The organism is Pseudomonas monteilii (assembly GCA_001534745.1).
Lineage (GTDB): Bacteria > Pseudomonadota > Gammaproteobacteria > Pseudomonadales > Pseudomonadaceae > Aquipseudomonas > Aquipseudomonas alabamensis.
In genome coordinates this window covers 2,366,451-2,393,113 of sequence record CP013997.1, presented here as the reverse complement: position 1 = coordinate 2,393,113, position 26,663 = coordinate 2,366,451, and the positions used below count along the sequence as shown (strand labels likewise).

23 protein-coding genes and 1 pseudogene are annotated in these 26,663 nt (G+C 64.2%); 12 read left to right on the top strand and 12 right to left on the bottom strand.

Annotated elements, in window-relative coordinates:
- The first annotated feature begins 467 nt into the window (after window positions 1–467).
- The 4 genes from APT63_10240 to APT63_10225 are packed head-to-tail and all read left to right on the top strand — an operon-like array spanning window position 468 to window position 4,107.
- Window positions 468–1,799, top strand: coding sequence for an FAD-dependent oxidoreductase (locus APT63_10240; protein AMA45974.1), 1,332 nt, complete (start codon window positions 468–470; stop codon window positions 1,797–1,799).
- A 13-nt stretch (window positions 1,800–1,812) separates the two neighbouring features.
- A complete protein-coding gene (locus APT63_10235; protein ID AMA45973.1) occupies window positions 1,813–2,235 on the top strand; it encodes an enamine deaminase RidA in 423 nt (140 codons plus the stop codon).
- A gap of 29 nt (window positions 2,236–2,264) precedes the next feature.
- Window positions 2,265–2,942 (top strand): fimbrial assembly protein FimA, encoded by a 678-nt coding sequence (locus APT63_10230; protein ID AMA45972.1) that lies wholly within the window; start codon window positions 2,265–2,267, stop codon window positions 2,940–2,942.
- Window positions 2,935–4,107: an acetylornithine deacetylase gene (locus tag APT63_10225; protein ID AMA45971.1), complete on the top strand. Its 1,173-nt coding sequence runs from the start codon at window positions 2,935–2,937 to the stop codon at window positions 4,105–4,107. Before APT63_10230 ends, APT63_10225 begins: the two co-directional genes overlap by 8 nt.
- Before the next feature lie 29 nt (window positions 4,108–4,136).
- Here the strand turns inward: APT63_10225 and APT63_10220 are convergent, their stop codons facing one another.
- Window positions 4,137–5,063 (bottom strand): LysR family transcriptional regulator, encoded by a 927-nt coding sequence (locus APT63_10220; protein ID AMA45970.1) that lies wholly within the window; start codon window positions 5,061–5,063, stop codon window positions 4,137–4,139.
- Window positions 5,064–5,384: 321 nt separating this feature from the next.
- Between APT63_10220 and APT63_10215 the strand changes: the two genes are divergently transcribed.
- A complete protein-coding gene (locus APT63_10215) occupies window positions 5,385–6,443 on the top strand; it encodes a spermidine/putrescine ABC transporter substrate-binding protein (GenBank protein AMA45969.1) in 1,059 nt (352 codons plus the stop codon).
- A 45-nt stretch (window positions 6,444–6,488) separates the two neighbouring features.
- Here the strand turns inward: APT63_10215 and APT63_10210 are convergent, their stop codons facing one another.
- Together APT63_10210 and APT63_10205 are read right to left on the bottom strand one after the other, a co-directional pair.
- The gene (locus APT63_10210) at window positions 6,489–6,980 is read right to left on the bottom strand and encodes a hypothetical protein (GenBank protein ID AMA45968.1); all 492 of its coding nucleotides are present in this window, start codon (window positions 6,978–6,980) and stop codon (window positions 6,489–6,491) included.
- A gap of 105 nt (window positions 6,981–7,085) precedes the next feature.
- A complete protein-coding gene (locus tag APT63_10205; GenBank protein ID AMA45967.1) occupies window positions 7,086–8,192 on the bottom strand; it encodes a gluconolactonase in 1,107 nt (368 codons plus the stop codon).
- 456 nt (window positions 8,193–8,648) lie between these two features.
- Here APT63_10205 and APT63_10200 point away from each other — a divergent pair, with 456 nt between their 5' ends.
- Window positions 8,649–9,527 carry a hypothetical protein gene (locus APT63_10200; protein AMA47856.1) on the top strand — a complete coding sequence of 293 codons (879 nt, stop codon included), beginning with the start codon at window positions 8,649–8,651 and terminating at the stop codon, window positions 9,525–9,527.
- Window positions 9,528–9,695: 168 nt separating this feature from the next.
- On the opposite strand, the gene APT63_10195 is transcribed toward APT63_10200, so the two are convergent.
- The gene (locus APT63_10195) at window positions 9,696–10,652 is read right to left on the bottom strand and encodes a transcriptional regulator (protein ID AMA45966.1); all 957 of its coding nucleotides are present in this window, start codon (window positions 10,650–10,652) and stop codon (window positions 9,696–9,698) included.
- 98 nt (window positions 10,653–10,750) lie between these two features.
- Here APT63_10195 and APT63_10190 point away from each other — a divergent pair, with 98 nt between their 5' ends.
- Window positions 10,751–11,188 carry a rhodanese gene (locus tag APT63_10190; GenBank protein AMA45965.1) on the top strand — a complete coding sequence of 146 codons (438 nt, stop codon included), beginning with the start codon at window positions 10,751–10,753 and terminating at the stop codon, window positions 11,186–11,188.
- Window positions 11,189–11,203: 15 nt separating this feature from the next.
- On the opposite strand, the gene APT63_10185 is transcribed toward APT63_10190, so the two are convergent.
- Window positions 11,204–12,787 carry a sulfurtransferase gene (locus APT63_10185; GenBank protein ID AMA45964.1) on the bottom strand — a complete coding sequence of 528 codons (1,584 nt, stop codon included), beginning with the start codon at window positions 12,785–12,787 and terminating at the stop codon, window positions 11,204–11,206.
- Window positions 12,784–13,392 carry a cysteine dioxygenase gene (locus tag APT63_10180; GenBank protein AMA45963.1) on the bottom strand — a complete coding sequence of 203 codons (609 nt, stop codon included), beginning with the start codon at window positions 13,390–13,392 and terminating at the stop codon, window positions 12,784–12,786. The genes APT63_10185 and APT63_10180 overlap by 4 nt, the downstream gene beginning before the upstream one ends.
- Window positions 13,393–13,667: 275 nt before the next feature.
- On the opposite strand from APT63_10180, the gene APT63_10175 reads away from it, so the two are divergent.
- Window positions 13,668–14,618, top strand: coding sequence for a sulfonate ABC transporter substrate-binding protein (locus APT63_10175; GenBank protein AMA45962.1), 951 nt, complete (start codon window positions 13,668–13,670; stop codon window positions 14,616–14,618).
- 31 nt (window positions 14,619–14,649) lie between these two features.
- Window positions 14,650–15,978, top strand: coding sequence for a monooxygenase (locus APT63_10170; protein AMA45961.1), 1,329 nt, complete (start codon window positions 14,650–14,652; stop codon window positions 15,976–15,978).
- Between the two features lie 775 nt (window positions 15,979–16,753).
- Here APT63_10170 and APT63_10165 read toward each other — a convergent pair.
- Window positions 16,754–17,248 (bottom strand): hypothetical protein, encoded by a 495-nt coding sequence (locus APT63_10165; GenBank protein ID AMA45960.1) that lies wholly within the window; start codon window positions 17,246–17,248, stop codon window positions 16,754–16,756.
- A 331-nt stretch (window positions 17,249–17,579) separates the two neighbouring features.
- On the opposite strand from APT63_10165, the gene APT63_10160 reads away from it, so the two are divergent.
- Window positions 17,580–19,799 carry a hypothetical protein gene (locus APT63_10160; protein AMA45959.1) on the top strand — a complete coding sequence of 740 codons (2,220 nt, stop codon included), beginning with the start codon at window positions 17,580–17,582 and terminating at the stop codon, window positions 19,797–19,799.
- Between the two features lie 466 nt (window positions 19,800–20,265).
- Here the strand turns inward: APT63_10160 and APT63_10155 are convergent, their stop codons facing one another.
- From APT63_10155 to APT63_10140, 4 genes and pseudogenes are all read right to left on the bottom strand, one after another.
- The gene (locus tag APT63_10155) at window positions 20,266–20,637 is read right to left on the bottom strand and encodes a termination factor Rho (protein AMA45958.1); all 372 of its coding nucleotides are present in this window, start codon (window positions 20,635–20,637) and stop codon (window positions 20,266–20,268) included.
- 24 nt (window positions 20,638–20,661) lie between these two features.
- The gene (locus APT63_10150) at window positions 20,662–21,621 is read right to left on the bottom strand and encodes a hypothetical protein (protein AMA45957.1); all 960 of its coding nucleotides are present in this window, start codon (window positions 21,619–21,621) and stop codon (window positions 20,662–20,664) included.
- Window positions 21,621–22,823 carry a cardiolipin synthase B gene (locus APT63_10145; GenBank protein ID AMA45956.1) on the bottom strand — a complete coding sequence of 401 codons (1,203 nt, stop codon included), beginning with the start codon at window positions 22,821–22,823 and terminating at the stop codon, window positions 21,621–21,623. The genes APT63_10150 and APT63_10145 overlap by 1 nt, the downstream gene beginning before the upstream one ends.
- Window positions 22,820–23,604 (bottom strand): annotated as a pseudogene (locus tag APT63_10140) (hypothetical protein). The gene APT63_10145 and the pseudogene APT63_10140 overlap by 4 nt, the downstream one beginning before the upstream one ends.
- A 566-nt stretch (window positions 23,605–24,170) precedes the next feature.
- Here APT63_10140 and APT63_10135 point away from each other — a divergent pair.
- On the top strand, window positions 24,171–24,722 hold the full coding sequence (locus tag APT63_10135; protein AMA45955.1) for a Clp protease: 552 nt from the start codon (window positions 24,171–24,173) through the stop codon (window positions 24,720–24,722).
- 17 nt (window positions 24,723–24,739) lie between these two features.
- On the opposite strand, the gene APT63_10130 is transcribed toward APT63_10135, so the two are convergent.
- Entirely contained in the window at window positions 24,740–25,138 is a 399-nt protein-coding gene (locus tag APT63_10130) for a DNA mismatch repair protein MutT (protein AMA45954.1), read from the bottom strand.
- Between the two features lie 313 nt (window positions 25,139–25,451).
- On the opposite strand from APT63_10130, the gene APT63_10125 reads away from it, so the two are divergent.
- Window positions 25,452–26,657, top strand: coding sequence for a glutathione-dependent formaldehyde dehydrogenase (locus tag APT63_10125; protein AMA45953.1), 1,206 nt, complete (start codon window positions 25,452–25,454; stop codon window positions 26,655–26,657).
- Window positions 26,658–26,663: the final 6 nt, after the last annotated feature.

The following is a 26,663-nucleotide window of genomic DNA, read 5'->3' as shown; positions in this document are numbered from 1 at the left end:
GCCAGCGTTCGGCCTGTCGGCTATGGATCGGCGTTACCACCGCTATCGCGGGCAAGCCCGCTCCCACAGGCGGCTCCCACACAGGCGGCTTTGCCATCGTGCGATTACCTGCTTGAAAGAGGCACCTGTGGGAGCTGGCTTGCCAGCGATAGGGCTTGTTCATCCACCGCAGCGCTGACAGGCCAGCGTTCGAGCTGTCGGCCATGGGGCGGCATGAGCCGGCAAGCCCGCACACACGGGCGGCTTGCGCAGCCATGCATACCCGCGCAACCCCACCAGCAACATTTTCCTCATCAACCACCACAAAAATCCTCGTTTCGCCTCGCCACCTCACTGCACAGAATGGACCCCAGCCCCGCGCCTTTTCCGAGCCCGTTCACGACGCCCGGACCTGCTGACAGCGGGCGTACCCCGACAGCGACGCCCTGGCCGACCTGTCCTCCATTCGACGCTCGAAGGATGCCGACATGCCCGAACTTCCCTCCCACATCGACACCCTCGTCATCGGTGCAGGCCAGGCCGGCATTGCGGTGAGCGAGCACCTGAGCGGCCTGGGTGTGCCGCACCTGATCCTGGAGCGTGCCCGCATCGCCGAAGCCTGGCGCACCGGGCGCTGGGATTCGCTGGTGGCCAACGGACCGGCCTGGCACGACCGCTTCCCCGGCCTGGCCTTCGACCTGGACCCGGATGCCTTCGCCTCCAAGGACCAGGTCGCCGCCTACCTGGAAACCTATGCCAAGCAGTTCGAAGCGCCGATCCGCACCGGCGTGGAGGTGACCCGCGTGGTGCGCAACGTCGGGCGTCCCGGCTTCACCGTCGACACGTCCGACGGCACCCTGCAGGCCGACCGCGTGGTGGTCGCCACCGGGCCGTTCCAGACGCCGGTCATTCCGCCCATCGCACCGAGCGGCACGGGCCTGCACCAGATCCATTCCGCCGCCTACCGCAACCCCGCGCAACTGCCAGCCGGCGCGGTGCTGGTGGTGGGGGCGGGGTCCTCCGGCGTGCAGATCGCCGACGAACTGCAACGCGCCGGTCGCGTGGTCTACCTGTCGGTCGGCGCCCATGACCGGCCACCGCGCGCCTACCGCGGACGTGACTTCTGCTGGTGGCTGGGCGTGCTCGGCGAGTGGGATGCCGAGACCGTCAAGCAAGGCCGCGAGCACGTCACCATTGCCGTGAGCGGGGCACGCGGGGGCAGTACCATCGATTTTCGCGAGCTGGCCCACCAGGGCATCACCCTGGTCGGGCTGACCCAGGCATTCGACGGCGACACCGTGACCTTCCAGCCGGACCTGGCCGCCAACCTCGCCGCTGGCGATGCCAATTATTTCGCCTTGCTCGATGCCGCCGACGCCTACATCGAACGCAACGGCCTGACGCTGCCCGAGGATCCGCAGGCGCGTGTCCGGCAACCGGAACCTGCCTGCGTCAGCGACCCGATCCTGCACCTGAACCTGGCCGAGGCCGGGGTCACGTCGATCATCTGGGCGACGGGCTACGCCGCCGATTATCGCTGGCTGCAGGCGGACGCCTTCCACGACAACGGCAAACCTCGGCACCAGCGCGGCGTCTCCAGTGAGCCGGGCGTGTACTTCCTCGGCCTGCCGTGGCTGTCGCGTCGTGGATCGGCGTTCATCTGGGGCGTGTGGCACGACGCCAAGCACGTGGCCGGGCATATCGCCACGCAACGCACCTACCAGGCCTATCAGGCCCAGGGCACACGCCAGCGCGAGGTGACGAGCCCAGGCGAACCGTCGACCCGCACCGCCACCCCCCAGCCCCTGACCTCCCTCTGACAGGACGCAGCAGATGCCTACCCATACCCGCATCCGGATGTTCAACACCAAGGCGACCTACCCCAACCAGACCCTGGACAACGACCTGTGCCAGGCCGTGCGTGCCGGCAATACCGTGTACGTGCGCGGCCAGGTCGGCACCGACTTCGAGGGCCGGCTGGTCGGCCTGGGCGACCCTGCCGCGCAGACCGAGCAGGCGATGAAGAACGTCAAGCAACTGCTGGAGGAGGCGGGCAGCGACCTGTCCCATATCGTCAAGACCACCACCTACATCACCGACCCGCGCTACCGCGAACCGGTGTACCAGGTGGTGGGCAAATGGCTGCGGGGCGTGTTCCCGATCTCGACCGGGCTGGTGGTCTCGGGCCTGGCACAACCGCAGTGGCTGATGGAGATCGACGTGATCGCCGTCATTCCCGATGACCCACGGGCCTGACGCCCTGGCGCCTTGACGAGGAGTTCTCCATGACCTTTTCCATCATCGGCCGCTGCGCCGACACCGGGCAGTTCGGCATCGCCATCAGCTCGTCCAGCATCGCCGTCGGCGCACGCTGCCCCTGGCTGCGGGCCGGGGTCGGCGCGGTGGCGACCCAGAACGTCACCTTGCCGGCCCTGGGGCCACAGATCCTCGACCTGCTGGAGCAGGGCAACCTCGCGCCCACGGCAGCGCTCGATCAGGCCCTACAGGCCACCGGCTGGCGCCAGTACCGCCAGGTCACGGTCATCGACCACAACGGTCAGGTAGCGCTGTTCAGCGGTGACCAGGCGCTGGGCACGCACCATGCCGTGGCCGGCGAGCAGTGCGCGGCCGCGGGCAACCTGCTGGCCCATCCGTGCGTGATCGACGCCATGACCGAGGCGTTCGAAAGCGCCGCCGGCCCGCTGGCCGACCGGCTGCTGGCGGCCCTGCACGCTGCCATGGCCGCAGGCGGTGAAGCCGGGCCTGTGCATTCGGCAGCCTTGCAGGTGATCGGCGACCTGGTCTGGCCCATCATCGACCTGCGCGTGGACTGGGCGGACGAGGACCCGATCGGCCAGCTCGACACGCTGTGGCAGGCCTACCGACCCCAGATGCAGGACTACCTGACCCGCGCCCTGGACCCGACCGCCGCCCCGCGCTACGGGGTACCGGGCGATGAATGAACCGACCTGGCCTGGCTCTTCCAGCCGCGAGCTGCTGGCGCATCTGGTCGGTTTCCCCACCGTCAGCCGCGACTCCAACCTCGCCCTGATCGCCTTCATCCGCACGTACCTGGAGCGCCATGGCGTGCCTTGCGAACTGATCTACGACGAGGCGCGCCGCAAGGCCAACCTGTTCGCCACCCTCGGCCCCGATCGGGGCGGCGGCGTGGTGCTTTCAGGGCACACCGATGTGGTGCCCGTCGACGGCCAGGCCTGGACCACGGACCCGTTCACCGTGGCGGAACGCCAGGGGCGCCTGTACGGCCGGGGCACCGCCGACATGAAGGGTTTCATCGCCTGCGTGCTGGCAGCGGTCCCGACGTTTCTGGCGCGTCCGCTGCGGGTGCCGGTGCACCTGGCCTTTTCCTACGACGAGGAGGTGGGCTGTCTGGGCGTACGCTCGATGCTCGAGGCGTTGCAACGACGCCCCCGCCCGCCCAGCCTGTGCCTGATCGGTGAGCCCACCGAACTCGAGCCGGTGCTGGGCCACAAGGGCAAGCTGGCCATGCGTTGCCAGGTCAAGGGCGCCGCCTGCCATTCGGCCTACGCGCCCCAGGGCGTCAATGCCATCGAATATGCCGCTCGACTGATCGGCCATCTGGGCGAACTGGGGCAGACCCTGGCCCGCCCCGAACGGCACGACCCACGTTTCGACCCGCCGTTCTCCACGGTGCAGACCGGCGTGATCCGGGGAGGGCAGGCATTGAACATCGTGCCGGCCGACTGCGCTTTCGACTTCGAGATCCGTGCCTTGCCCGATCTCGACCCGCTGCAGGTCGTCCAGCAGCTGCAGACCTATGCCGACACCGACCTGCTGCCGCGCATGCACGCAGTGGATGCCACGACCGCCATCGAGCTGCAGCCCCTGAGCGCGTACCCGGGCCTGCTCACACCGCCGGACAGCGAGGCGGCCCGCCTGCTGGCGCACCTGTGCGGGTCGGAGGCGTTCGGCACCGTGGCCTTCGGGACCGAAGGCGGGCTGTTCGCCCAGGCCGGCATTCCCACGGTGGTGTGCGGCCCGGGCAGCATGGCGCAGGGCCACAAGCCCGACGAGTTCATCACCTGCGAGCAGCTGGACCGGTGTGACGCCTTGCTACGCCGTCTGGCCGACTACCTCCGCGGCTGAGCCTGCCCGGGGAGTAGGTCCGATGGCCCTCAGCCACCGCTAGGCACTTGGCTCAAGGCCGTCAGCCGCTCGCGGCAGAAGTCCACGAACAGTTGCGCGGGCTTGGTCAGCTGGCCCTTGCGCAGGCGCGCGCTGACCAGCCCGGAGCGCGTCACCGGCTCGGCGATGTCGAGGGTCACCACCCGTTTGCCATCGTAGGTCACGCTCGAGTGGGGGCGCGTCACCAGCAGCGAAAAGCCGAACCCTTGCCCGACCATGCCCCGCACCATCTCGATCGACGGCGAGCCGAAGACGATGTTCGGGGTCAGGCCCAGCTCGTGGAACAGGCTGACGAAGTAGGTCCGGCTGGGCAGCACGTCGAGCAGAATCATCGGCTCCCTGACCAGGTCACGCAGCGACACCTGCGCCTGCCCGGCATAGCGGTGGTCGGCCGGAAGCAGCACGTAGGGTTTCTGCGGCGGCATCAAGGGCTCGGTCTCGATGGTGCTGTCCAGCTCGTGTTCGTACAGGAACACCACATCGAACGCGCCCGCCGTCAGCCCCTGCACCAGCTCCTGCTGATCACCGTCGCGCAGGCGGATGTCGACACCGGGGTACCGCACGCGGAACTCGGCGATCAGCTGCGGCAGGTACAGCGGAGCCACGGTTTCGAAGCAGCCGATGTCGATCTGCCCGGCCACCACGTCGTTGTCGGCCAGGGCATTCTGCTCGAACTCACGGGACATGCGCAGCAGGGCCTGGGCCTTGTGGTAGAAGCGCTTGCCGCTCGGCGTCAGCGAGACGCCCTGGGCGTGATGGCGGATGAACAGCTGGACGCCGAAGTTCTCTTCCAGGCTCTTGACCGCGCTGGAGATGGACGGCTGGGCGATGTACAGCTGCCGTGAGGCTTCTGCCACGCTGCCGGCCTCGACGGTGGTCACGAAGTACCGCAGTTGTCGCAGGGTGTAGGACGCCACGCAGGAACCTCGCGTTCGAGGGCAGGGATCTCGACCCGGCCGACTCACAGGGAATGGAGCATGCACAGTACCGCAGCCTGGCGCAGCGCTGCAGGCGCCTTGCCCAGTTTTTTCATAAGACCGAAGAACATTTTTAATCGTTTTCCTTCGCGCGGCGCTGGCGCACCATCGTTTCATGGTCATGGACGCCCATGGGTCGACAAGACCCGTCGCGCCCGGTCCGAGGGGCGTCATCACAATAACAATGCATTCCCTGGCCACCGCGCGGGTCAGGCGCTTCACACCTCCAGCTGCAACTGCCTCTACACCACCATAACCAGAATGAGTGAGGGAGTTTCCATGCGTACCATTACCGCGTCGTTCAGTGCCGCGTTGCTTTGCGCCATCAGCCTGCCCGTGCTGAGCGACGAGTCACGCCTGACCGTCATCTCGTTCGGCGGCGCCACCAAGGCGGCCCAGCAGACCGCGTACTTCCAACCCTTCGAACGCAGTGGCGCCGGCAAGGTGATCGCTGGCGAGTACAACGGCGAGCTGTCCAAGGTCAAGGCGATGGTCGACGTCGGCCATGTGTCCTGGGACGTGGTCGAGGTCGAAAGCCCCGAGTTGCTGCGCGGGTGCGAAGAAGGCCTGTTCGAGAAGATCGACCCGAACCTGCTGGGCGAGGCGTCCGGCTACCTACCGGGCACCGTCAGCGAATGTGGCGTGGCGAGCTACGTCTGGTCGATGGTGCTGGCCTACGACCCGCAGAAACTCGCCACCGCGCCCACCTCCTGGCAGGACTTCTGGGACACCCAGCGCTTCCCCGGCAAACGCGGATTGCGCAAAGGCGCCAAGTACACCCTGGAAGTGGCGTTGCTGGCTGACGGCGTATCGCGCGATGACCTCTACACCGTGCTGGGCACCCCCGAAGGCGTGGACCGGGCGTTCAGGAAGCTCGACCAGATCAAGTCCAGCATCCAGTGGTGGGAGGCCGGTGCCCAGCCGCCGCAATGGCTGGTAGCCGGTGACGTGGTGATGTCGGTAGCCTACAACGGCCGCATCGCCGCGGCCCAGCAACAGGGCTCCACCCTCAGCATCGTCTGGCCCGGCAGCCTGTACGACCCTGATCACTGGGCCATCGTCCGCGGCACCCCGCACAAGGCACTGGCCGAGCGTTTCATCGCCTTCGCCAGCCAGGCCGAGACGCAGCAGGCGTTCTCCAGCCAGATCCCCTATGGCCCGATTCGTCAGGACGCGCTCGCGCAACTGCCTGCCCAGGTGCAGGCGCAACTGCCGACCGCGCCCGACAACCTGGCCCAGGCGCGCCTGGTAGACGCCGAGTTCTGGGTCGACCATGGCGAGGAGCTGGAGCAGCGTTTCAACGCCTGGGCGGCACGCTGACCCACGGCAGGCGAGCCTCTGGCCGACATCGGCGCTGCCAGGGCATCAGATCAGGCGGTAGTCGCTGCGCTGCACGATGCCCTGGTGCGGCCCTTCGACCAAGTGCACGTAGCGTCCATCGACCGCGTCGATCGGCAGGCAGTCGTCGACGTCCAGCACCGCATCGGTGTGCGGCTTGAACCAGTTCGGCGCCATGCGCCGCTTGCCCAGGGCTTTTGCCGTGGCCTTGTCCGGGGCAACCACCAGCAGGTAGCGATGGGCTTCGCCGAAGGTGTGCGGCTCATAGCCACCGAGGTTGAGAAAGAACAGCCGAGGGGCGCCCGGTGGCGGCGCCGCCTGGCTGAATTCGACGCGATAACCCTCGAGACCATCGACCTCCAGCCAGGAGTCGATGTGCAGGCCTTTGGGGCTGCCGAACCAGGCGTTGCGAAGGTCCGGATAAAGCTGCTCCAGGGTGGTGCCCTGGGCGAAGACCACGTCGTGGACTTCGATGCTGGCGCGCGGATGGCGGCCGCCGAGCATGACGATGTAGAGCATGGAGAGGTCCTTTCGACGGCATCGGTCCGGGCCCGGCAAGGCCGGATCGACGCACGCGCGTGGGGGAGGCAAGGGGGCCAGACTACCTCAAACCTCCTCCATTCCCTAGACCGTCCGGGGCTGGGCAGTGGACGGCCTGGCACCCCGGGTATTGACGTACAGCGCATAGATCGAGCGCGAGCTGGCCATGAACAGGCGATTGCCCGATGCGCCGCCAAAGCACACGTTGGCGCAGCGTTCCGGCAAGTGAATGTGACCGATCGCCTGCCCCTTGGGGTTGAACACCCGCACGCCGTCCAGCTGCTCCGGGTTCGCTTCCTTGGCACCCGAGCTGCCCCAGCCACACCAGAGATTGCCGTCCAGATCGCACTTCAGGCCATCGATGGCGCCGTAGCCGGTGCCCTCGATGTGGTTGCGACGCTCGCCCAGGGTGCCGTCGGCCTTGACCGCGTAGGCCCAGACGATGCGGTTGGGCTTGGCCCGTGACTCCACCACGTAGAGCGTGCTTTCGTCCGGCGAGAAGCACAGGCCGTTCGGGCCGGCGAAATCCTGGATCACTCGGGTGACCTGAAGGGTCTGGCCATCGATGCGGTAGACCGCATCCGGCAGCTCGGGGGTGAGCCTGTGGCCCTCGTAGTCGTTGCCCATCTGGAAGGGCGGGTCGGTGAACCAGATCGAGCCATCGCTCTTGACCACCACGTCGTTCGGCGAGTTGAAGCGCTTGCCTTCGAAGGTCTCGGCCAGGACGGTGAGGCTGCCATCGTGTTCGGTGCGGGTGAGGCGGCGGCCTTCGGTGTGGGTGGTCGAGCCCTCGCAAACGATCAGCCGGCCTTGCAGGTCACGGGTCAGGCCGTTGGCGTAGTTGGCGTTCTGGCGGTAGACGCCCAGGGTCTCGCTGATCTCGTCCCAGCGCAGGATGCGGTTGTTGGGGATATCGCTGACCAGCAGGTAACGACCGTCACCGACCCACAGCGGCCCCTCGGCCCAGCGCAGCCCCGTGGCCAGTCGCTCGACGCCGGCGTTGAAGATGCGGTAGGCGGCGAAGCTGTCGTCGATGACTTCGATGAGCGGGTCGGGGTAGCGCTGGCTGATGGGGTCGGCCGCGGCGGTGAGGCGGGGCAGGCTGGTCGCGGCCGCCGCCAGTGACGCCAAGGTGAGGGATTGCTTGAGGAAGTGGCGGCGAGGGGCTGCGTGAGGGGCATGTGGGGGCATCGGGGCATCCTGATTATTGTTGTTGGCGGCACCCTAGCGTGTTTGAGGCAGCGGCTGGGTGCCTGGTCATCTTCGGAAGTCCTGGGGGTTTAGTCAAATGATGTCTGATGACTTAGGGGTGTGTCGAGTGAACGGCGATGAGGTTGGGGGCTCTTACAATCAGGGCGGTATGGACGTAGGTGGGCTTGAAGTATGGAGTGGCTGATTTCATGGGCCCTGCGGGCCCAATCGCGGCACAGGGGCCGCTCCTACAGGTGACCGCGATAGCCTGCAACACTGCGGTGGAGCTACGGAGCCTGCAACACTGCGTTGGAGCTACGGGTGTAGGAGCGGCCCCTGTGCCGCGATTGGGCCCGCAGGGCCCACAAATCCGTCCCGCACTGGCGCATTGATCAGGAAAGAAAACCACAGTTGCCCCACGCATTCGCACGCATCGATCCCCACGCAGAGGTGAACATGAGCATCCGCATCAACAGCTACACCACGGTAAAACGCCGGGAACGCGTGCCCCACGAGGTCTTCGCCACCTACTGGCGCGATGTGCATGGCCCGCTGTGCGCCAGGCTGCCTGGCCTGGGGCTGTACATCCAGCACCATTTCTCGCGCAACCAGGATGCCCATCTCTGGCCCCTGGCCGACGGGATCGAAGAGATCGCCGACTACGAGCTCGACGGCGGCGTGGAGATCGGTTTCCTCTCGGCGCAGGACCAGGCACGCTTCCAGGAGGCCAGCCCGCTGCTGTTCGCCGACGAGCAGAACATGTTCGCCGAGACCCTGGCCTACGATCTGCCGCAAGGGTCGGTCACCGTGTTGAACCTGCTGGACGATGCGCGCATGAACGGGCTGGACGATGCCGACCGTGTCCATGTCCACCTGAGCCCGAAGCGCAGCCTGGAGGAGCTTCACACCTACGTGCGCGACGTGCTGGCCCCGGTGCTGGTGCGCGACGCGTCGGTGCCGAAGGTGAAACTGCACCTGTGCGCGCCGTTCCAGAACGACGGTCATCACCCTCCGTCGCCCGATGTGGCCCATACGGCCACGGCGGAGCGCGCCGAGCTGGTGATCATGGAGGTGGCGTTCGAAAACCCGCTGGCACGGCGACGCTTCTTCGAGAGCAAAGCCTTCACCCGCACATTGCCGGAGCAGGCGCAGCACATCGCCGCGCTGAAAGCCTTCGCGGTCAGGGGGGTGTATACCTATGTGGAAGAAGGCACGATGACCACGGCCGGCCTGCGGGGCAGCCGAGCAGCGGAACTCATCGAGTACCTCGGCGCGGTGAACCAGGTGACCGAAGCGGTGGACGCCGTGTTCGGAAAGCCGCAGAAACGGCCGTGACCCGTTCTCTTGGTCGTCCGTGTCGAGGGCGCTTGATGGTCAGTGCTTGTCGAGTTGTACGATGACTCGCCGCCCGAGCGTCTCTGGATACCCTTACTCAGGGCTTGCCCATGAACGGCTCGAGCGCTCCCGACGTGCCCTCGCCATCAGCGCTGCGCGAGGGCAGACTCAGCGACCGAAACTGTCCCGATACACCGAAGGCGCCACACCGACCTCTTTACGAAACGCCACCCTGAAGCTTTCGACCGAAGCGAATCCGCAGCGCTCGGCGATGCGCTCCAGATTGAGCCCATTGCCCTCGAGCAGCGCGCGGGCCTGTGCCAGGCGTGCGTGCTGCAGCCAGCGCTTGGGCGTCATACCGGTCGCTTCGTTGAAGCGGCGCAGCAACGTGCGCTCGCTCATCAAGGCCTTGGCCGCCAGTTGAGCCAAGGTCAGCGGTTCGTGCAGGCGCTCGCGTGCCCAATCCAGCAGGGCTGCCAGGTCCTGCCGTGGCGTCCGGGCGACCGGCGCCGGAATGAACTGCGCCTGCCCGCCTGCGCGCAAGGGTGCCATGACCAGGCGGCAGGCCACGCTGTTGGCGACCTGGGCGCCAAAGTCGCGCTCGACCAGGTGCAGGCAGGCGTCGATGCCAGCTGCGCTGCCGGCCGAGGTGATGACCTGACCATCGTCCACGTAGAGCACGGCAGGGTCCACCGCGATGGCGGGGAAACGTGCCGCCAGCTCTTCGCAGTAACGCCAGTGCGTGGTCGCACGCTTGCCATCGAGCAGCCCGGCGGCGGCCAGCACGAAGGCACCGGAGCAGATGGACAGCAGCCGGGCCCCGCGTGCATGCGCGCTGCACAAGGCATCCAGCAGGGCCTGGGGAGGACGCTCGGCACGGTTTCGCCAGCCGGGGACGATGATGGTCTGCGCCTCGAGCAGTGCCTCATGGCCCGCATCGGCGGTGACGGTGAAACCGCCCAGGGCGTGCATCGGGCCTGCGTCGACCGCGACCACGCAATGCCGGTACCAGGCAAAGTCGAACTCGGGCCGGGGCAGGGCGAAGAGTTCGATGGCGATACCGAATTCGAAGGTGCACAGGCCATCGTAGGCCAGGATGGCGACCAAACCGGGCGTGTCGTGCATTTGGCGGGAAATCACCGGTGACTGTCGAGTTCGCCACTGTAGCGCACTCGACGGTCCGCCTACAGTGGCCCGACCCTCATCCTGCCAGGAGCGATGCCATGTCCAGCCTGATCACACACACGCCGCCAGCCTCCGCCGACGAGGCGCTCGCGCACTTCAGCGAACGCCTGCGCTTCGAGACCGATTGTTCGGACGTGTACCACAGCCAGCAGGCCGGCCAGGTCGACTTCGTACTGGTCGATGTGCGCAACGCCGAGGCGTTTGCGGCCGGGCACATTCCCGGCGCCTTGAACCTGCCGAGCCGGACCCTGACGGCCGAGCGCCTGGCGGTATTCCCTGCCGGAACCCTGTTCGTTGTCTACTGCGCAGGGCCGCACTGCAACGGCGCCCACCGCGCCGCTGCATGCCTGGCCCAGCTCGGCCATGGGGTGAAGGAAATGCTCGGCGGCATCACGGGCTGGTGCGATGAAGGCTTCAGCCTGTCGACCGAGCGAACCGTGCCGCACGCGCCGACACCGGCGTCCTGCGCGTGCTGAACCTGAGGCCGCCTGTCACAACACCGTAAACCCGTGAGTGCCATCGCGTTCCAGCTGGGCGACCAGGCCGAACTCCCAGTCCAGATAGCCCTGCATCGCCTCGCGCGGGTTGTCCGTCCCCTCGTAGGGGCGTCGGTAGCGGTCGCTGCGCGCCACGGCGAGGTGGGCTTCACCGCTGTCCACCGGCTTTCCGGCCGCGACCCAGGCGGCGGTACCCCCTGTGAGCACATGGACCGGCGTGCGCGTCAGCGCCTGCAGGTCGTGGGCGGCGAAGCGGGCCAGCAGGCTGCTGCCGCAGGTCAGCACGTAGCGCTCGGCCTGGGGCAAGCGCTCCAGGGCCTCGGCCAGCTGGGCGCGGATCACCCAGTGGGCGCCGGGGATGTGACGCTTGACGTAGTTGGCGCTGGTGGTGAAGTCCAGCACTACGGTGCCGGCCTCGTTGCGCCAGCGGGCCAGTTGCTCGACAGTGATGTCCTGGACCTCGGGCAGCGTCGGCAGGAGTGGCTGCCAGTCGCCCTGGGCGCTGAAGTCCGCCGGGGTCAGGCCGTCGAGCACGGCGACCTGCCAGCCCATCTGCGCGAGCCACGAGGCGGTCATGTTGGCGCGCACGCCGTCATCGTCCACCAGCACCAGACGCGCCCCACGCACACTGGCGACATGGTCGGTCTCCTGCACCAATTGCCCGCCCGGTGTCGAGCGGCTGCCGGGCTGGTGGCCGGTGCTGTATTCCTCAGGGGTGCGGACATCGAACAGGTAAGTGGTGCGACCCACGTCGGCCTGCCAGCGCTCCAGCCCGGCGCGGTCCAGGCGCAGGACACCGGCGCGGTCGGCCACCCCACGGGCCTGTTGCGAGGCCTGGGTCCGGGTGTGCGAGGTGACGTCGGCGAAGCGACGGTCCTGCCCATGCGCCAGCGCCTGGCCCGCCAGGGTCCAACCGATGGTGCCGTTGCGCAGGGCCGCCACCGGGTTGGGAATGCCTGCGTTGAGCAACGACTGGGTGCCGATGATGCTGCGCGTGCGCCCGGCGCAGTTGACGATCACCTGGGTCGTCGGGTCTGGTGCCAGCTCGGCCACGCGCAGCACCAGTTCGGCGCCCGGCACGCTGATACCACCTGGGATGCCCATGGTCTGATATTCGTCGAAACGCCGCGCATCGAGCACCACCACGTCAGCGTTGTCGTCAAGCAGGGCCTGGACCTGTTCGGCCGCCAGGGATGGCGTGTGGCGCACGCTTTCCACCAGCTCACCGAAGGCCTTGCTCGGCACGTTGACGTCGCGGAACAGCTCGCCACCGGCAGCGCGCCAACCGTCCAGCCCGCCCTCGAGCACGGCGACATCGCTGTACCCCAGCTCGTGCAGGCGTTGCGCGGCGATGGCCGCGAGCCCTTCACCGTCGTCATAGACGGTAATGGCCGTGTCACGCCGGGGGATCCGGGCGTACGCTTCTAGTTCCAGCTTCGACAATGGGAGGTTGGCGGCGAACAGAGGATGCGCCTGGGCAAACGGGTCTTCTTCACGCACATCGATCAAGGCCAGTTCTTCCTGGGCCAGCAAGGCGCGGCGGATGTCGGGGTACTGCCGGGTAACGGGCGAGGTCATGGGGCGAGGTTCTCTTTGGACAGGTCCCAGAGGTTGGGGAGGTGGGCGTTGGAGTAGCCGGAAATGAACGGTTTTGCGCTGCCGTCGGGGGCGTACACCGCACGCCGGACCGCGCCGATGTTGCCGCCGTAGACGTGGATGCTGATCGACACCTGGTCGGTGAAGGCATTGCTCACCTGGTGGATGTCGCCGATGCGTGGCGAGACCGCTTCCACCTGGCCGGGCAGCAGTCGTACCGTCGCACCGTCGGGCATCAATTCGCCTTGGTCATTGCGCACGAAACCCTGCGCCAGCTCGGCGCCACGCAGCATGCCGATCAACCCCCAGACCTGATGGTCATGGATCGGTGTACGCTGCCCAGGGCCCCAGACGAAGCTCACCACCGAGAAGCGCTGGCGCGAGTCGCAGTGCAACAGGTACTGCCGGTAGCGCTCCGGGTCAGGTTGGGCGAAGTCCTCGGGTAGCCAATCGTCATGGCTGACCAGGTCCGCCAGCAGCGCCTGGCCGCGGTCGAGCAGGGCGGCTTCGTCGGGCTGCTCGTCGAGCACGGTGGCCAGGCGGTCGATGAAGTGGCGTAAGCGCTCCAGGCGCAGGGAATCGGTCATGGTTCGGACTCGGCGTTCAGGTATGGACTGAACCCTAGCAAACTTCTTTATATTCTATAAATGCAAAATATGACTAAGCTAATATGATTTTTGCGCATTTAATAAAGCGACTGAAAAAGCATTAGGTTATGCCCAATGTGCATTTCACAGCGTTCTTTCAGGGCTTTAGATTATTAAAAGTTTCGTACCGATTCTTTATCGCTATATCCTTCTACCGATGAGACCGCACGCGCGGATCGTCCTCATGGCCCTGTTCAGGGCCTCAGGAGACGACCGTGCGCTACTTCAAACAGCTGGCCGCTACCGTGCTGGCCACCACCTTCAGCCTCGCTGCCGCCGCCCAGACCCTGGTGGTCGGTGACCAAAGCTACAACGCCCGTGCGGTGATGGAGGCGGCGGGGGTGCTCGATGACGTGCCGTACACCCTGGACTGGAAGCAGTTCACCGCAGGCTCCCCGGTGGCCGAAGCGCTCAACGTCGGCAGCCTCGACATCGGCCTGCTGGGCGATGCGCCCCCGTTGTTTCTCGGGGCGCTTGGCGCGCCGATCAAGGTGATCGCGGTCAGTCGCCAGAACCTCGACGGCGTGGCCATCCTGGCCCGCAAGGACTCGTCGATCCACAGCCTGCAGGACCTGCGCGGCAAGCGTGCGGCGATCTGGAAGGGTTCGTGGAGCCAGCAGCTGTTGTTCAGCGGCCTGGACAAGGCCGGCGTCCCGCGCGATGCCCTCGAGCTGCGCTACCTCAGCGCTCTGGACGCCTCCCATGCCCTGGACGGTGGCTCGGTGGACGTGATCGCCACCTGGGAACCCTACGTCACCCAGCAGGAGCGCCAGGGCGCCCGTGTGCTGGCGACCGCCGAGGGTGTGATCCCGGCGCAGAGCTTCGTGGTGGCCAACCAGAAGGCCGCCGAGCAGAAGCGTGCGCAGATCAGCGACTTTCTCCAGCGGCTGAAGAAGGCCCGCGACTGGACCCTGAGCGACCCGGCCCACACCGAGGCCTATGCCGATGCCTGGGCCAAACGCACCCGTGCCGACCGCGACATCGCCCGCGCCTGGTTCGCCCGTGCGCGCACCGACCTGGCGCCGCTGACGCCCCAGGTGATCGTCGATGCGCAGAAGACCGTGGACTTCTTCGCCGGGCTCGGGCTGATCAAGGCCTACCCGGCAAAAGACCTGTTCGACACCTCCTTTGGCACGGCCCTCGGCCAAACCGACCGCCAACCCTGAGCCCACGACCTCGACGTCAAGGAGACCTTTGATGCGCACACGACAGATCAAACTCGGCGCCCTGACCATGGGCTGCGGCGGCCCCGGCCGGCACAACCTGTGGCTCGACCCTGCGCTACCGGCCGATGCCAGCGTCAACATCGACTGGTACATCGACATCGCCCAGCAGGCCGAGCGCGCGCTGTTCGACCTGATGTTCATCGTCGACAGCCAGTTCATCACGCCGGGCTCGCCGTCCCATTACCTCAACCGCCTGGAGCCGCTGACCCTGCTCTCGGCCCTGGCCGTCAGCACTCGGCGCCTGGGCCTGGTCGGGACCCTCACCACCTCCTACAACGCGCCGTTCAACGTCGCGCGCCGGCTGGCCTCGTTGGACCTGATCAGCAAGGGCCGCGCCGGCTGGAACGTGGTCACCAGCGGCGACGCGGGCACCGCCGGCAACTACGGGCTGGACGAGCACTACGATTACGACACCCGTTACGCCCGGGCCGAAGAACACGTGAAAGTGGTGCAGGCGCTGTGGCACTCCTATGAGGACGATGCCTTCCCACGCGACCGGGCCAGTGGCCGCTTCCTCGACCCGGCCAAGCTCCACGCCCTGCACCACAAGGGCGAACACTTCTCGGTGACCGGCCCGCTGAACATCCAGCGCTCGCCCCAGGGGCAGCCGGTGATCTTCCAGGCCGGGGACTCCGAACAGGGGCGCGACCTGGGTGCGGCCACGGCCGACGTGGTGTTCACCCATGCGGCGAGCCTCGAACAGGGCCAGGCGTTCTACCGCGACATCAAGGGGCGTGCCGCACGCCTGGGGCGTGACCCGGAGCAATTGCTGGTGCTGCCGGGCGCGGAGATCTACGTCGGCGACGACGATGACCAGGCCCGGGAAATCGAGCGTCACTACCATCAGGCCGACCACAGTTTCGAGCTGGCGTTGAAGGAGTTCGGGCGCAACTTCGGCTGGCATGATTTCAGCCAGTACGACCTGGATGCGCCGTTTCCGCAGGAGAGCCTCGAGTCGGCACGCAGCAGCTTCTTCACCAATGCCAAGCGCATTGCCGACCAGGCCCGGGACAAGGGTTTCAGCCTGCGTCAGGCCGTCGAGTTCGGGCGTCAATTGCGACCTGGGGCATTCGTCGGATCGGCTGACACCGTGGCGGCCAAGATGGCCGAGTGGTTCGAAGCGCGGGCCCTGGACGGGTTCAACATCTACATCGGCCACCCGGAGCAGTTCCGCCGCTTCACCGAGCAGGTGGTGCCGTTGCTGCAGGAGCGCGGGCTGTACCGTACGGCCTACGAAGGCACGACCTTGCGTGAAAGCCTGGGGTTGGCGATTCCGACGTTCCAGCGCGCTACCGTCTGAACTGCTTTGCAGGTCTGGCAGGCCGGCGCACCCTGTCGTAGGCGCGATTGCCCGCGATGCAGGCGGTGCCGAACCGGACGCCATCGCGGGCAAGCCCGCTCCCACAGGCTGCTCTCGTAGAAAATAAAATATCGTATTGATTTTAAAGCAAATAACTCAATAACTCTGTGGACCTTGCGGGCCCAATTGCGGCCGGTCCAGCGCCTCGGCAGGGGCCGTTCCCACAGGTGGCCGCGATAGCCTGCAATCCCGCGGCGGGGCTACGGGTGTAGGAGCGGCCCCTGTGCCGCGATTGGCCCCGCAGGGGCCATAAAACCAGCCAACCCCGCCTACCAGGCCATCACCACCAGCCAAGGCACACACCCGTAGCCCCGCCGCGGGATTGCAGGCTATCGCGGTCACCTGTGGACGCAACTGTCTTCTCTACTCGGTACATGCCCGACCGTGTGCGGCGCCTGGCAGGGCCCTATCGCTGGCAAGCCAGCTCCCACCCAGACCTCTGCAGCCATCAATGTAGTCATGGCTGCGCAAGCAGCTTGTGGGAGCGGGCTTGCCCGCGATGGCGTCCGGTCCGTCACCGCCTGCATCGCGGGCAAGCCCGCTTCCACAGGGTCCCGCGATAACCTGCAACGCCGCGGTATAGCTACGGGTGTGGGAGCGGCCCCTGTGCCGCGATTGGCCCCGCAGGGGCCATGAAACCAGCCAACCCCGTCTACCAGACCATCACCGCCAGCCAAGGCAACCGAGCATCAACGCCACACGACTCAGCACAGGCTCAAGGCGCTGCCTGAGCACTGACCAACCCCGCAAGCGCCTGACGCAGCCCCACCAAATCAGTAAAGCGCTGCTCACGCGTCACCTGGCCATTCTTCAGCTCCAGCCACTGCACGCTATCGCGGTCACCGGCATAGTGCTCGGCGACCTGGCCATCGCGGTCCAGCAGGATACGGTAACGCGCCGAGCGCATGGTCGGCACCAGCACTGCCTGGGCCACGCGAGGCAGCTTCTCGATGTCGGCCACGTAGGCCACGCCGCGCTCGCTCAGATAGCCATCGGGCGTATGTTCGACGGCGCTGTTGACCAGCCGCGCGCTGGACAGGCTGCGCGCGATCATCAATACGCGGGTGCCGTTGTCCAGGGTGAAGCCCTTGTCGAACTGGTCGTTCAGCGTCCAGCCCGTGGTCCGCACCTGGGCGGCAGCGGGCAGAGTCTCTTGAGCCAGCAGATAGGTACATGACAAACCGAGGATCATGAAAAGACAGGCGCGCATGGCGGCAGGCTCTGTAGGGGAGGTGGTGCATACCCTAAAGGGGTGTACGGGAGGCTGCAAGAGGGAAAGGTGGTGGTCCGATTATATTCCTCACTGAAAATCTTGTGCTTTGCCTATATGAAAAGTCCAGGTTTCCTACGACATAATAGGCAAGGTCTGAACCAACGTTAAATATAAGATCAGGTTTTACTCTGTTCTCGCTAAGTAGATTGCGCCCCAATCCTTAGCGATTTTACATTTTGAGTCATTATTTTTATTGAGCGGATCGCTGTGGGTTTTATATGTTTAGCGTTCATTGAATTGCTCGAGTTTTGAAATGAGGGATTAACTTATGCAAATGGAGCTGGCGCCAACCATCGTGCGCCCAGAACCTGATCCGTTGCCCTTTGATGCCGTCTCGTTCGCTTATCTTCACAGTGAACGCGATCGACAGGGCCGGCAGCAATTAGCCACATATAATCGAATGATGCAAGATATTGCAAGTGAGCTTGCTCGCGTCAAAGGCTATCTCGATGCCTCTTATGCGCCTTTGATTGCGAATGCTCGCCAATCTGTTTTAGATGCGTTGAACCAACTCGGTGTTCCATTAGATGCCTCGTCCAGCAGCGAAAGCGAGATTTTGAATAGTATCAATACGGTTGGCCAATTGCTGGATCAACATCACCGTGAACTCGCTTCGCTGTCGTCGGAGACCATGGCCTTCTCAGCCGGCGACGTACTCACACTTGAAGCGACCGACATTAAAGCGGCTACCTTGTCGCGCGTGCCACGACATTGGAAGGCCTGGGCTGCGTTTCCCGAAGCGGAGCAAAGTCTTTACCAAAGGTCTTACAATGCTGCCTTGCAAGCGCGTGTCACTGGCGAAGCAATCAGGGCTTTGCAGGAGCATCTTGCGCATTTGCAGGCCAACCTGGAACGGGCGAGACGCCGTGAAGCGATCGCAGCACAAGCTGCAGAAGTGGCACGTCAAGCCAGTCAGCAGTTGATGCAGAAGGCTGAGGAACTCAAGGCACAACTGACAACGCTATCTTCCCACATCGTTCTCCAGGCCCAGCCTGAGAAACAGGCAGTCCAAGATCTTGCTGAACGTATCTTCCAGGAAATCGAGGCACTTACCATGCTGAGCCATAGGAAGATCAATCCGCAAGAAGTGGACCAGCTCAACCAGGCACTGCGCGCTCAAGCAGCGATGATCGTGGCCAACCTTACAGGCGCAGTGGATCAGCTGATGGTTGAAACCAGCGCATTACTGAACGCTCGGCAACAAACAATCGACCAGGCGCTGGGTGAGACCATCAATCGTCTGCATGGGCAGCTCGGCGAAGCCACTGCGCAGCTTCAAAATGGCGCGGCTCACGAAAGCGCTGAAACAATTGGCCAGCACTTTTGGCAGATTTCAGCGAGCATATCGACTGGAGTCGAGGCAGAATTATTACAATCTTCTACGTTGAGCGATACCACGTCGAAAGAGGTACTCGCGGCTGTTAATGCCGCCGTGGGAACTGCAAATGCTCAGCTCCAAGCGTTACCTGGTATCGCTCAAAAGTCCATCATTCAAGCGCTCAATACCTTTCGCTTTGCTGGCGCTGCTTCTGTTGGGCTTGCAGTACCAGGGCAGGGTGCGGTTCCGTTAGCGGAGACAGCAGTTTCGGCCTTGCGCCAGACTATTGCGCAGGCAGTTACCTCATTGGGCAAGGTTGCCATGGTGGCATCCGGCGGCGCTGTCGCTACTGGTATGGCTGCTTTGTTCTATTCCAGCTCGACAGCCAGCGAGGAACAGGACCAACCACGCCCGCATATTCGCTTTGGATTCAGCATTGACGCTCGCGAGATCGGCTTCTCGGCGGAGGCTGTGGTACCCACTGCGACAGCTGCCGAAGGGAGGATCGAACTGCCGTATCGATTGACCTTCGACAGGAGAGACGATAGTCGGCCTCACGTACTGATGGTCCGGCCTGACGGCGAGCGCGTTTCCAGAAGCATATCCGTACGCAGGGCAACGCTTGATTCGCAGACAGGTCGCTATGGGATTAATGTAGCAATGCCAGGTTTCTCAATAGAAGAGCTTCCGGTGACCCTGACTTGGACGCCTGCGCGATCTCCAGCTACCTCTTCACCTACGACTACGCCGATCGCTCCTCCCCTTCAACCAAGCTATACAGGCGTGGAGCTAGAACCGCTTGAGGTCAATGTTGAGGCCTACCCTGGCATACTGCCTGATGGTAATGATCTGATCGTTACCTTCCCGGCAGAGGCTGGGCTTGATCCATTGTATATAGTGTTCAATGCTCACTATTATCATCCGGCCCCCAATGATTTGATTGCTTTCCCTGATGCAAAACCTGTCAGGGCTAAAAGTAGCGTGCAAGGGGGTGGCAAAAAGCGCAACCGCTGGAAAGATAGCAAGGGGCGCATTTACGAGTGGGACAGCATGCATGGTAGGGTCGAGCTTTACAACAAACAGGGAAAACACATGGGTGAGTTTGATCCTATTTCAGGGCATCAAACCAAGCCTGCCACGCCTGGCCGAAAAACGCCTAAATCGAAATGAGGAATCTCAATGAAAATTTTGCTAACTGGTTTTCTGCCGACCGATAACAGTGATGATTCTTTGAAATACGAAGAGATTATTCCCGCCCACAAAGAGGCTGATATTATGAATCTGCTAGGCTGGTCATCATTGGCTGACGAGTGTGACGGAGAGTTACTTTTAACAGCTGAGCAAGCTGAAAAAATTTTTTCATCACTTGAAAAGCCTCAGCCCCCAGGACTCGAATTTTTTGTAGGTATAAGAGTGTAAGGAAAACAGTGGTGAATAGCCGAAATCGACTTATAGTGTTGCAGTGCAAAGGCATTTTCAACGCATCACTGATTTGCTGCTTGAGCCCTTACGGTCTTTTAGCTGAAGAGCACGGCTGCACCTGTACGTAACTAAAACCCTGCAAATCAGGTGCGTGGGCCCACCCACATTTAAAGTGAGTGGGCCCACGCTTCAACTGCCTCAAACATCATTTCCATCAAGAGTTCAACGCCGCCACCAGCTCCGCCTTGCGCATCGTCGAGCGCCCCGCGATCTGCTGGGCACGCGCACGCCCGAGCAGTTCGGCCTTGGTAAGGTCCTCCAGGCGTTCACCTGCACGAGGCTCGCCCTTGCGGGTCGCCGCTGCACGCTTGGCCGAGTCGTGCTTGGCCTTGTCCTTGGCCTGCTGGCTGGTCTTCTGCCCGGAACCGCCCGTACGTTCGCCGCCCCCTGACTGCTTGTTGACCGTGGCCCAGGCACGTTTCTCGGCTTCGGCCTTGGACAGGCCCTTGTCCTCGTAACCTGCCTCGATGTGCTCGGCCTTGCGCTTCTGCTTATCGGTGTACTTGGCTTTGCTACCTTGTGCCATGGGATACGCTCCTACGGGTTGGGTTCAGGGTTTGCTGACGGCTGAAGGGGTGTGCTGACGCATGTGCTTGGCGCGCTTTTCCAGCACTAGGTACGTGATCACGGCCACGATCAGCGGAATCAGGTAGTACAGCGTGCGATAGCCCAGCAGCGCCGCAACCAGCGTCCCCTGCCCGAGTTGACCGGCCAGCAGCGCCAGGAACACGGTCTCCAGCACGCCGAGGCCGGCTGGGATATGGGCGACCACGCCGGCAATGCAACTGATCAGGAAGATGCCGAGGATCGAGGGATAGAACAGGTGCTCGGGCAGCAGCCAGTAGATCAGCAAGGCCATCAGCGCCCAGTTGGTCGCGCCCAGGGCGATCTGGCAGGCGGCGAAGCGCAGCGAGGGCAGGGTGATCTCGTGTTCGCGGATGTGCCAGGTACGACGCTTGGCGTAACCGCAGGCCAACAGGTACGTCGCAGCAATGGCCAATAGCGCGAAGCCGATGAACTGCAGGCCTGTCGCCCCCACTGCCCAGTTGTCCGGCAACTTCACCAGGCGCAAGGCGAACACGCTGCCGGCCAGCAGCATGTAGCCCATCCAGTTGGTCAGCAGACCCAGGGTCAGGATGCGCGTGATGGTCGCGGTGTCCAGCCCCAGGCGACCGTACAGGCGATAGCGCAGCGCGACACCGCCTACCCAGGTGGTGAAGTTGAGGTTGAAGGCATAGCACACGAACGCCACCGGCAACACCTGGCGCACGGGCAGCGTATGCCCGGTATAGGCGCGCCCGAGCAGGTCGTAACTGGCGAATACCAGGTAGCTGCACAGGGCGATCAACAAGCCGATCGCCAGGGTACTCGGTTCATAGGCCAGCAATGACTGCTTGACCTCGTTCCAGTCCAGGTTGCGGGCCAGGGAAAACAGCAGGGCGGGAATCAGGATCAGCAGGAGCACGGTGAACAACCGCTTGCCCCAGGTCAGCCAAGTCTTGGTCGCCATCAGACGTTACCCTCCTGGCCGTTGAGCTGGAGTTCGACGTCCGGCGAGAGCGACTTGATCTTCTGTCGGTGGGCGGGTAGCCATCCGGCAATGCGCGGGAAGTAGCGGGTGGCGTGGAAGCAGGCGAAGATCAGCGGTGCCCGCCACCAGTAGCCACGAATCATGCGATCGAGGGTGATGGCCTTGCACTGGTTGCCCGCCAGTTCGGTGAGGTGTTCGTGCAGGTGGGCGTTGAATGCGCGATCCCGCAGGACCAGGTTGGCCTCCAGGTTCATCGACAGGCTGAGCGGGTCCAGGTTGCTGGAGCCGACCGTCGACCACTCGTCATCGACCAGCGCGACCTTGCCATGCAGAGGGCGCTCGCAGTACTCGTGAATGTGCACGCCTTCTTGCAGCAGGTAGTTGTACAGCAGGCGCGACAGGGCACGTACCCAGCGCATGTCCGGCTGGCCTTGCAGGATCAGCGTGACCTCCACGCCGCGCCGCGAGGCATTGCGCAGCTCGCGCAACAGGCGGTACCCCGGGAAGAAGTAGGCGTTGGCGATGACGATGCGCTGGCGGGCCGTGCGCATCACCTCCAGGTACTCGCGCTCGATGTCGGTGGTATGGCGCTGGTTGTCGCGCTCCACCAGAAATGCACGTACCTGGCCGGTCGGCGTGGTGACCGGTGTGACCTGACTCTTGGGCTTGAGCACGGGCGCCATCATGCGCCGACTGCTGGCGTGCACCTGGGCCACGACCGGCCCGGTGACTTCCACCGCGTAGTCCTGTTTGGCCATGGGTCCGAAGTCGCCCAGGTGATCGGCACTGAAATTGATGCCGCCGACGAACGCCCGCTCCCCATCGACCACCACGATCTTGCGGTGCAGGCGCCGGAACAGGTTGGTGCGCATGCCGGCGACCCTGGGCTGCGGGTCGAACACATGGAAATGCACACCGGCTGCGGTCATGCCGGCGATGAAGCCGTCGGGCAGCTCGGCCGTGCCATAGCCATCGACCACCACTTCCACCCGCACGCCACGCTGGGCGGCGGCAATCAGGACGGCGCGCAGCTCCTTGCCGACCTTGTCGTCGTAAATGATGAACGTCTCGAAGAGGATCTCTTCACGCGCTGCTGCCATAACCTCGAACACGCGAGGGTAGAACGCCTCGCCATTGATCAGCAGGTCGACGTGATTGCCATCGGTCCAGGGTCGACTCACAGGTTGATCTCCGCAGCGAGGGGGGCATGGTCCGAGAGGTGGGACCATGGGTATTTGGACAGCACCTGCGCACCATGGGCATGGCGTTACGCAGGTAGATACGGTCGAGTCGCAGGAATGGCAGGCGTGCCGGGAAGCTGCGCGCCGGCGCACCGAACTTCTCGCCGAACGCTTCCACCAGGTGTTTGGACAGCACGTCGTCCGCTTTCAGGCGCCAGTCGTTGAAGTCGCCTGCGATGATGACCGGCGCCGTGGGCGGCAAGCGGTCGAGCAGCTCCAGGAGCAACTGCACCTGCCGCTGGCGGTGCGCCTCGCGCAGGCCCAGGTGCACGCAGATGGCATGCACCTGATCGTGGCCCGGGACGTCCAGCCGACAATGCAGCAAGCCGCGCTGCTCGTTGCCCTTGATGGACACGTCGAGGTTCTCGTGCGAGGCGATAGGAAACTTGGACAGCAGGGCATTGCCATGGTCACCATGGGGGTAGACCGCGTTACGCCCATAGGCGAACTGGGGCCACATGCTGTCGGCCATGAACTCGTATTGAGAGGTCTCGGGCCAGGCGGCGTGCTGCAGGGCATGCTGGCTGTGGCTGCCATGCACCTCCTGGAGGAAGACCAGATCGGCGCCAGTGGCCCGCATCGCTTCACGCAGTTCCGGCAGGATGAAGCGCCGGTTGAAGGCGGTGAAGCCTTTGTGCACGTTGATCGTCAGCACGTTCAGACGATGGACCGCCGTGGCAGGGTCGACCTCAGGGGTGAGGATCGGCTGGGTCTTGATCACAGGCTCACTCCAGGCAGATCGAACAAGCGGCGCCTAGGCGCTTTTCGGCATGACGCCGTGTCAGCGGATGGGGCATCTCGGCCTCCCTCGAATCATTCGCGATACGGTGCCCGCAAAGTGCGGGTATTCATTGCTAACGACCTGTTTCGCCTGGGGCTGGTTCCTTTCAGCCCCAGCAGCCCGTGGCCCAACGTTCCGGTTGAACTTTGCTCCCGGCGACGATTCCACCAAGAAGACGCTCGCCCCCCAGGCGGGTGCATGACCCTCAGGAGTACGGCCATGGCTGATCAACCGCTGATCGTCGATGAACACGAACTGGATGACCCCGAGCAGGCGCTGGGGCTGGATGCGGAAGAGGAGCCTGAGGTGCTGCCGGACGATCCGGATATCGAAGGGGCGACCGAGGACCAAGGTGGGCCGCAGTAAGAGGCGGTCAGGCCGCTGCAGGTCGAGCGATGGCCAGGTCGCCATCGCTCGGGCACCCGTTTTGAAACCGTGGCCCGGCAGGCATTCTGGAAAGCAACGGCTTCTGGAGGCTTGCCTGGCGCTACCGTTTGGAGGACCCCATGGCACGTCACATCATTCACTACACAGGCCCCATCAACTCGTCGACCTGCGGCAACCTGATCAGTACCTGTTCCCGAGCGATCGACAAGGGCGCCGATCTCTTGCAGCTCAACATCGCGACCATGGGGGGAGAGTGCAGCTACGGTTTCACCCTGTACAACTACTTGCGGGCGCTGCCGATCGCCGTGCATACCCACAACCTGGGCACGGTCGAGTCGATGGGCAACATTCTGTTTCTTGCAGGCGAACACCGCACGGCATGCCGTTACAGCAAGTTTTTATTCCACCCGTTCCACTGGACCCTGCACGGCTCGGTCGATCACTCGCGCATGGCCGAATACGCGATGAGCCTGGACTACGACCTGCGGCTCTATGCCGAGATCGTGGCCGAGCGAACCGAGGGCGCGAGTGAGCGTCTGGACGTGCCGCGCTACCTGATGGCCAGCCCGAGGATCCTGGGCCCTGATGAAGCCTTGGTCAGCGGCATGATCCAGGCGATCGATGAGCTGCCCATGGAGAAGGACACGTGTCAGTGGAGTGTGCATGCGTGATGACAGAGGCGGGCGGACTAGCGTACCGAAGCGGCCATTTCTTTGTCGCAGGCCAGCAGCGAGCGAATGACCGCACGAATTTCATCCTTGACCTCGGGCGTGCGGTCGAAGCGTTCGAAGCGGCAGTCGGCGATCTCGTTGCGGGCGGTCGGGCAGGGCGCGTCGGCAAAGGCCGCTTCGAATACGTAATGCACCCGTTCGTGCGCTTCATAGCGCATCAGAAACCTCAGGTCTTCGGCCAGCAGGCCGGTCTCTTCCAGCAGCTCGCGCAGGGCCGCCTCCCGTGGCGTTTCGCCCGGTTCGATCTTGCCGCCTGGCAAGGTCCAGTCGGCTTTGGCTTTTCGTACCCAGAGCCATTTGTTGCCATGTTTGGCATGACGGCAGATGACGGTGGCACGCGGCTTGACGGGCTTCATGCACGCTCCGTTGGTCGACGAGGGGGTAATAGGCCGTTGGAACAAAGTTCCAAGACAAATGTTCCATCGTTTTACGACTCCAGGGTGCGTGTGGGCGTATACCGTGCCGGGGAGCGAACAGGAAAGTGCCTGGAACGCATGCCATGAAACCTGGGTAGCGGCTACCGTCTGTCGGTTGATGCACGATAGATGGAGCTTTGGCACGCTCTTGTGGTTCCCAACTAGGCACGGTCCTTGGCCGTGTCGACCTCTTGCCGTGTCGGATTCGCTATCAGGAGAGAGCGTCGTCAACGATACCGACGGAGATAACCGCATGCGCGCATTGACTTACCATGGCGCCAACGACGTTCGAGTCGACAACGTCCCAGACCCTACCATCCAGCAAGACGACGATATTGTCCTTCGGGTGACCGCGACCGCGATCTGCGGCTCGGACCTGCACCTCTACCACGGCAAGATCCCCCAGACCGAAAGCGGCGACATCCTGGGCCATGAGTTCATGGGTATCGTCGAAGAGGTCGGCAGTGGCGTGACCGCCGTGCAGAAAGGCGATCGAGTGGTCATCCCGTTCGTGATCGCGTGCGGCAGCTGCTTCTTCTGCAATCACGACCTGTTCGCCGCCTGTGAAACCACCAACACCGGCCGTGGTGCCATCCTCAACAAGAAGGCCATCCCACCAGGCGCGGCGCTGTTCGGGTACAGCCACCTCTATGGCGGGATCCCTGGAGGGCAGGCCGACTTCGTCAGGGTGCCAAAAGCCAACACCGGCCCGTTCAAGGTGCCAGGTACGCTGGCCGACGAGAAGGTCCTGTTCCTGTCGGATATCTTGCCGACGGCCTGGCAGGCCGTGGTCAACGCCGACATCGGCAAAGGGTCGTCGGTCGCCATCTTCGGCGCAGGTCCGGTTGGCCTTCTGGCTGCCGAGTGCGCGCGTATGCTGGGGGCCGAGCAGGTCTTCATGGTCGACGAGGTCAGCTACCGTCTGCGTTATGCGCAGGAGCAGTACGGTGTCATCCCGGTCAACTTCCATGAGATCGATGACCCTGCCGAGTACATCATCGAGCACACGGCAGGCCACCGCGGCGTGGATGCCGTCATCGACGCCGTAGGCTTCGAGGCCAAGGGCAGCACCACCGAGACCGTCCTGACCAACATGAAGCTGCAAGGCAGCAGCGGCAAGGCGTTGCGCCAGTGCATGGCAGCCGTTCGCCGTGGCGGCGTGGTCAGTGTGCCAGGCGTCTATGCCGGGTTCATCCATGGCTTCCTGTTCGGCGATGCGTTCGACAAGGGCCTGACGTTCAAGATGGGCCAGACCCATGTCCAACGTTACCTGCCCGAACTGCTCGAACACATCGAGGCCGGTCGCCTGAACCCCGAGGCGATCATCACCCATACCGCTGCGCTGGAAGATGCGGCTCGCTGCTATGAAATCTTCGATGAGAAGCAGGAGTACTGCCGCAAGGTGGTGCTCAAGCCTGGCATGGCGACCGGTACTGGGTTCGTAGGGGAGCACAAGTGAGTACCG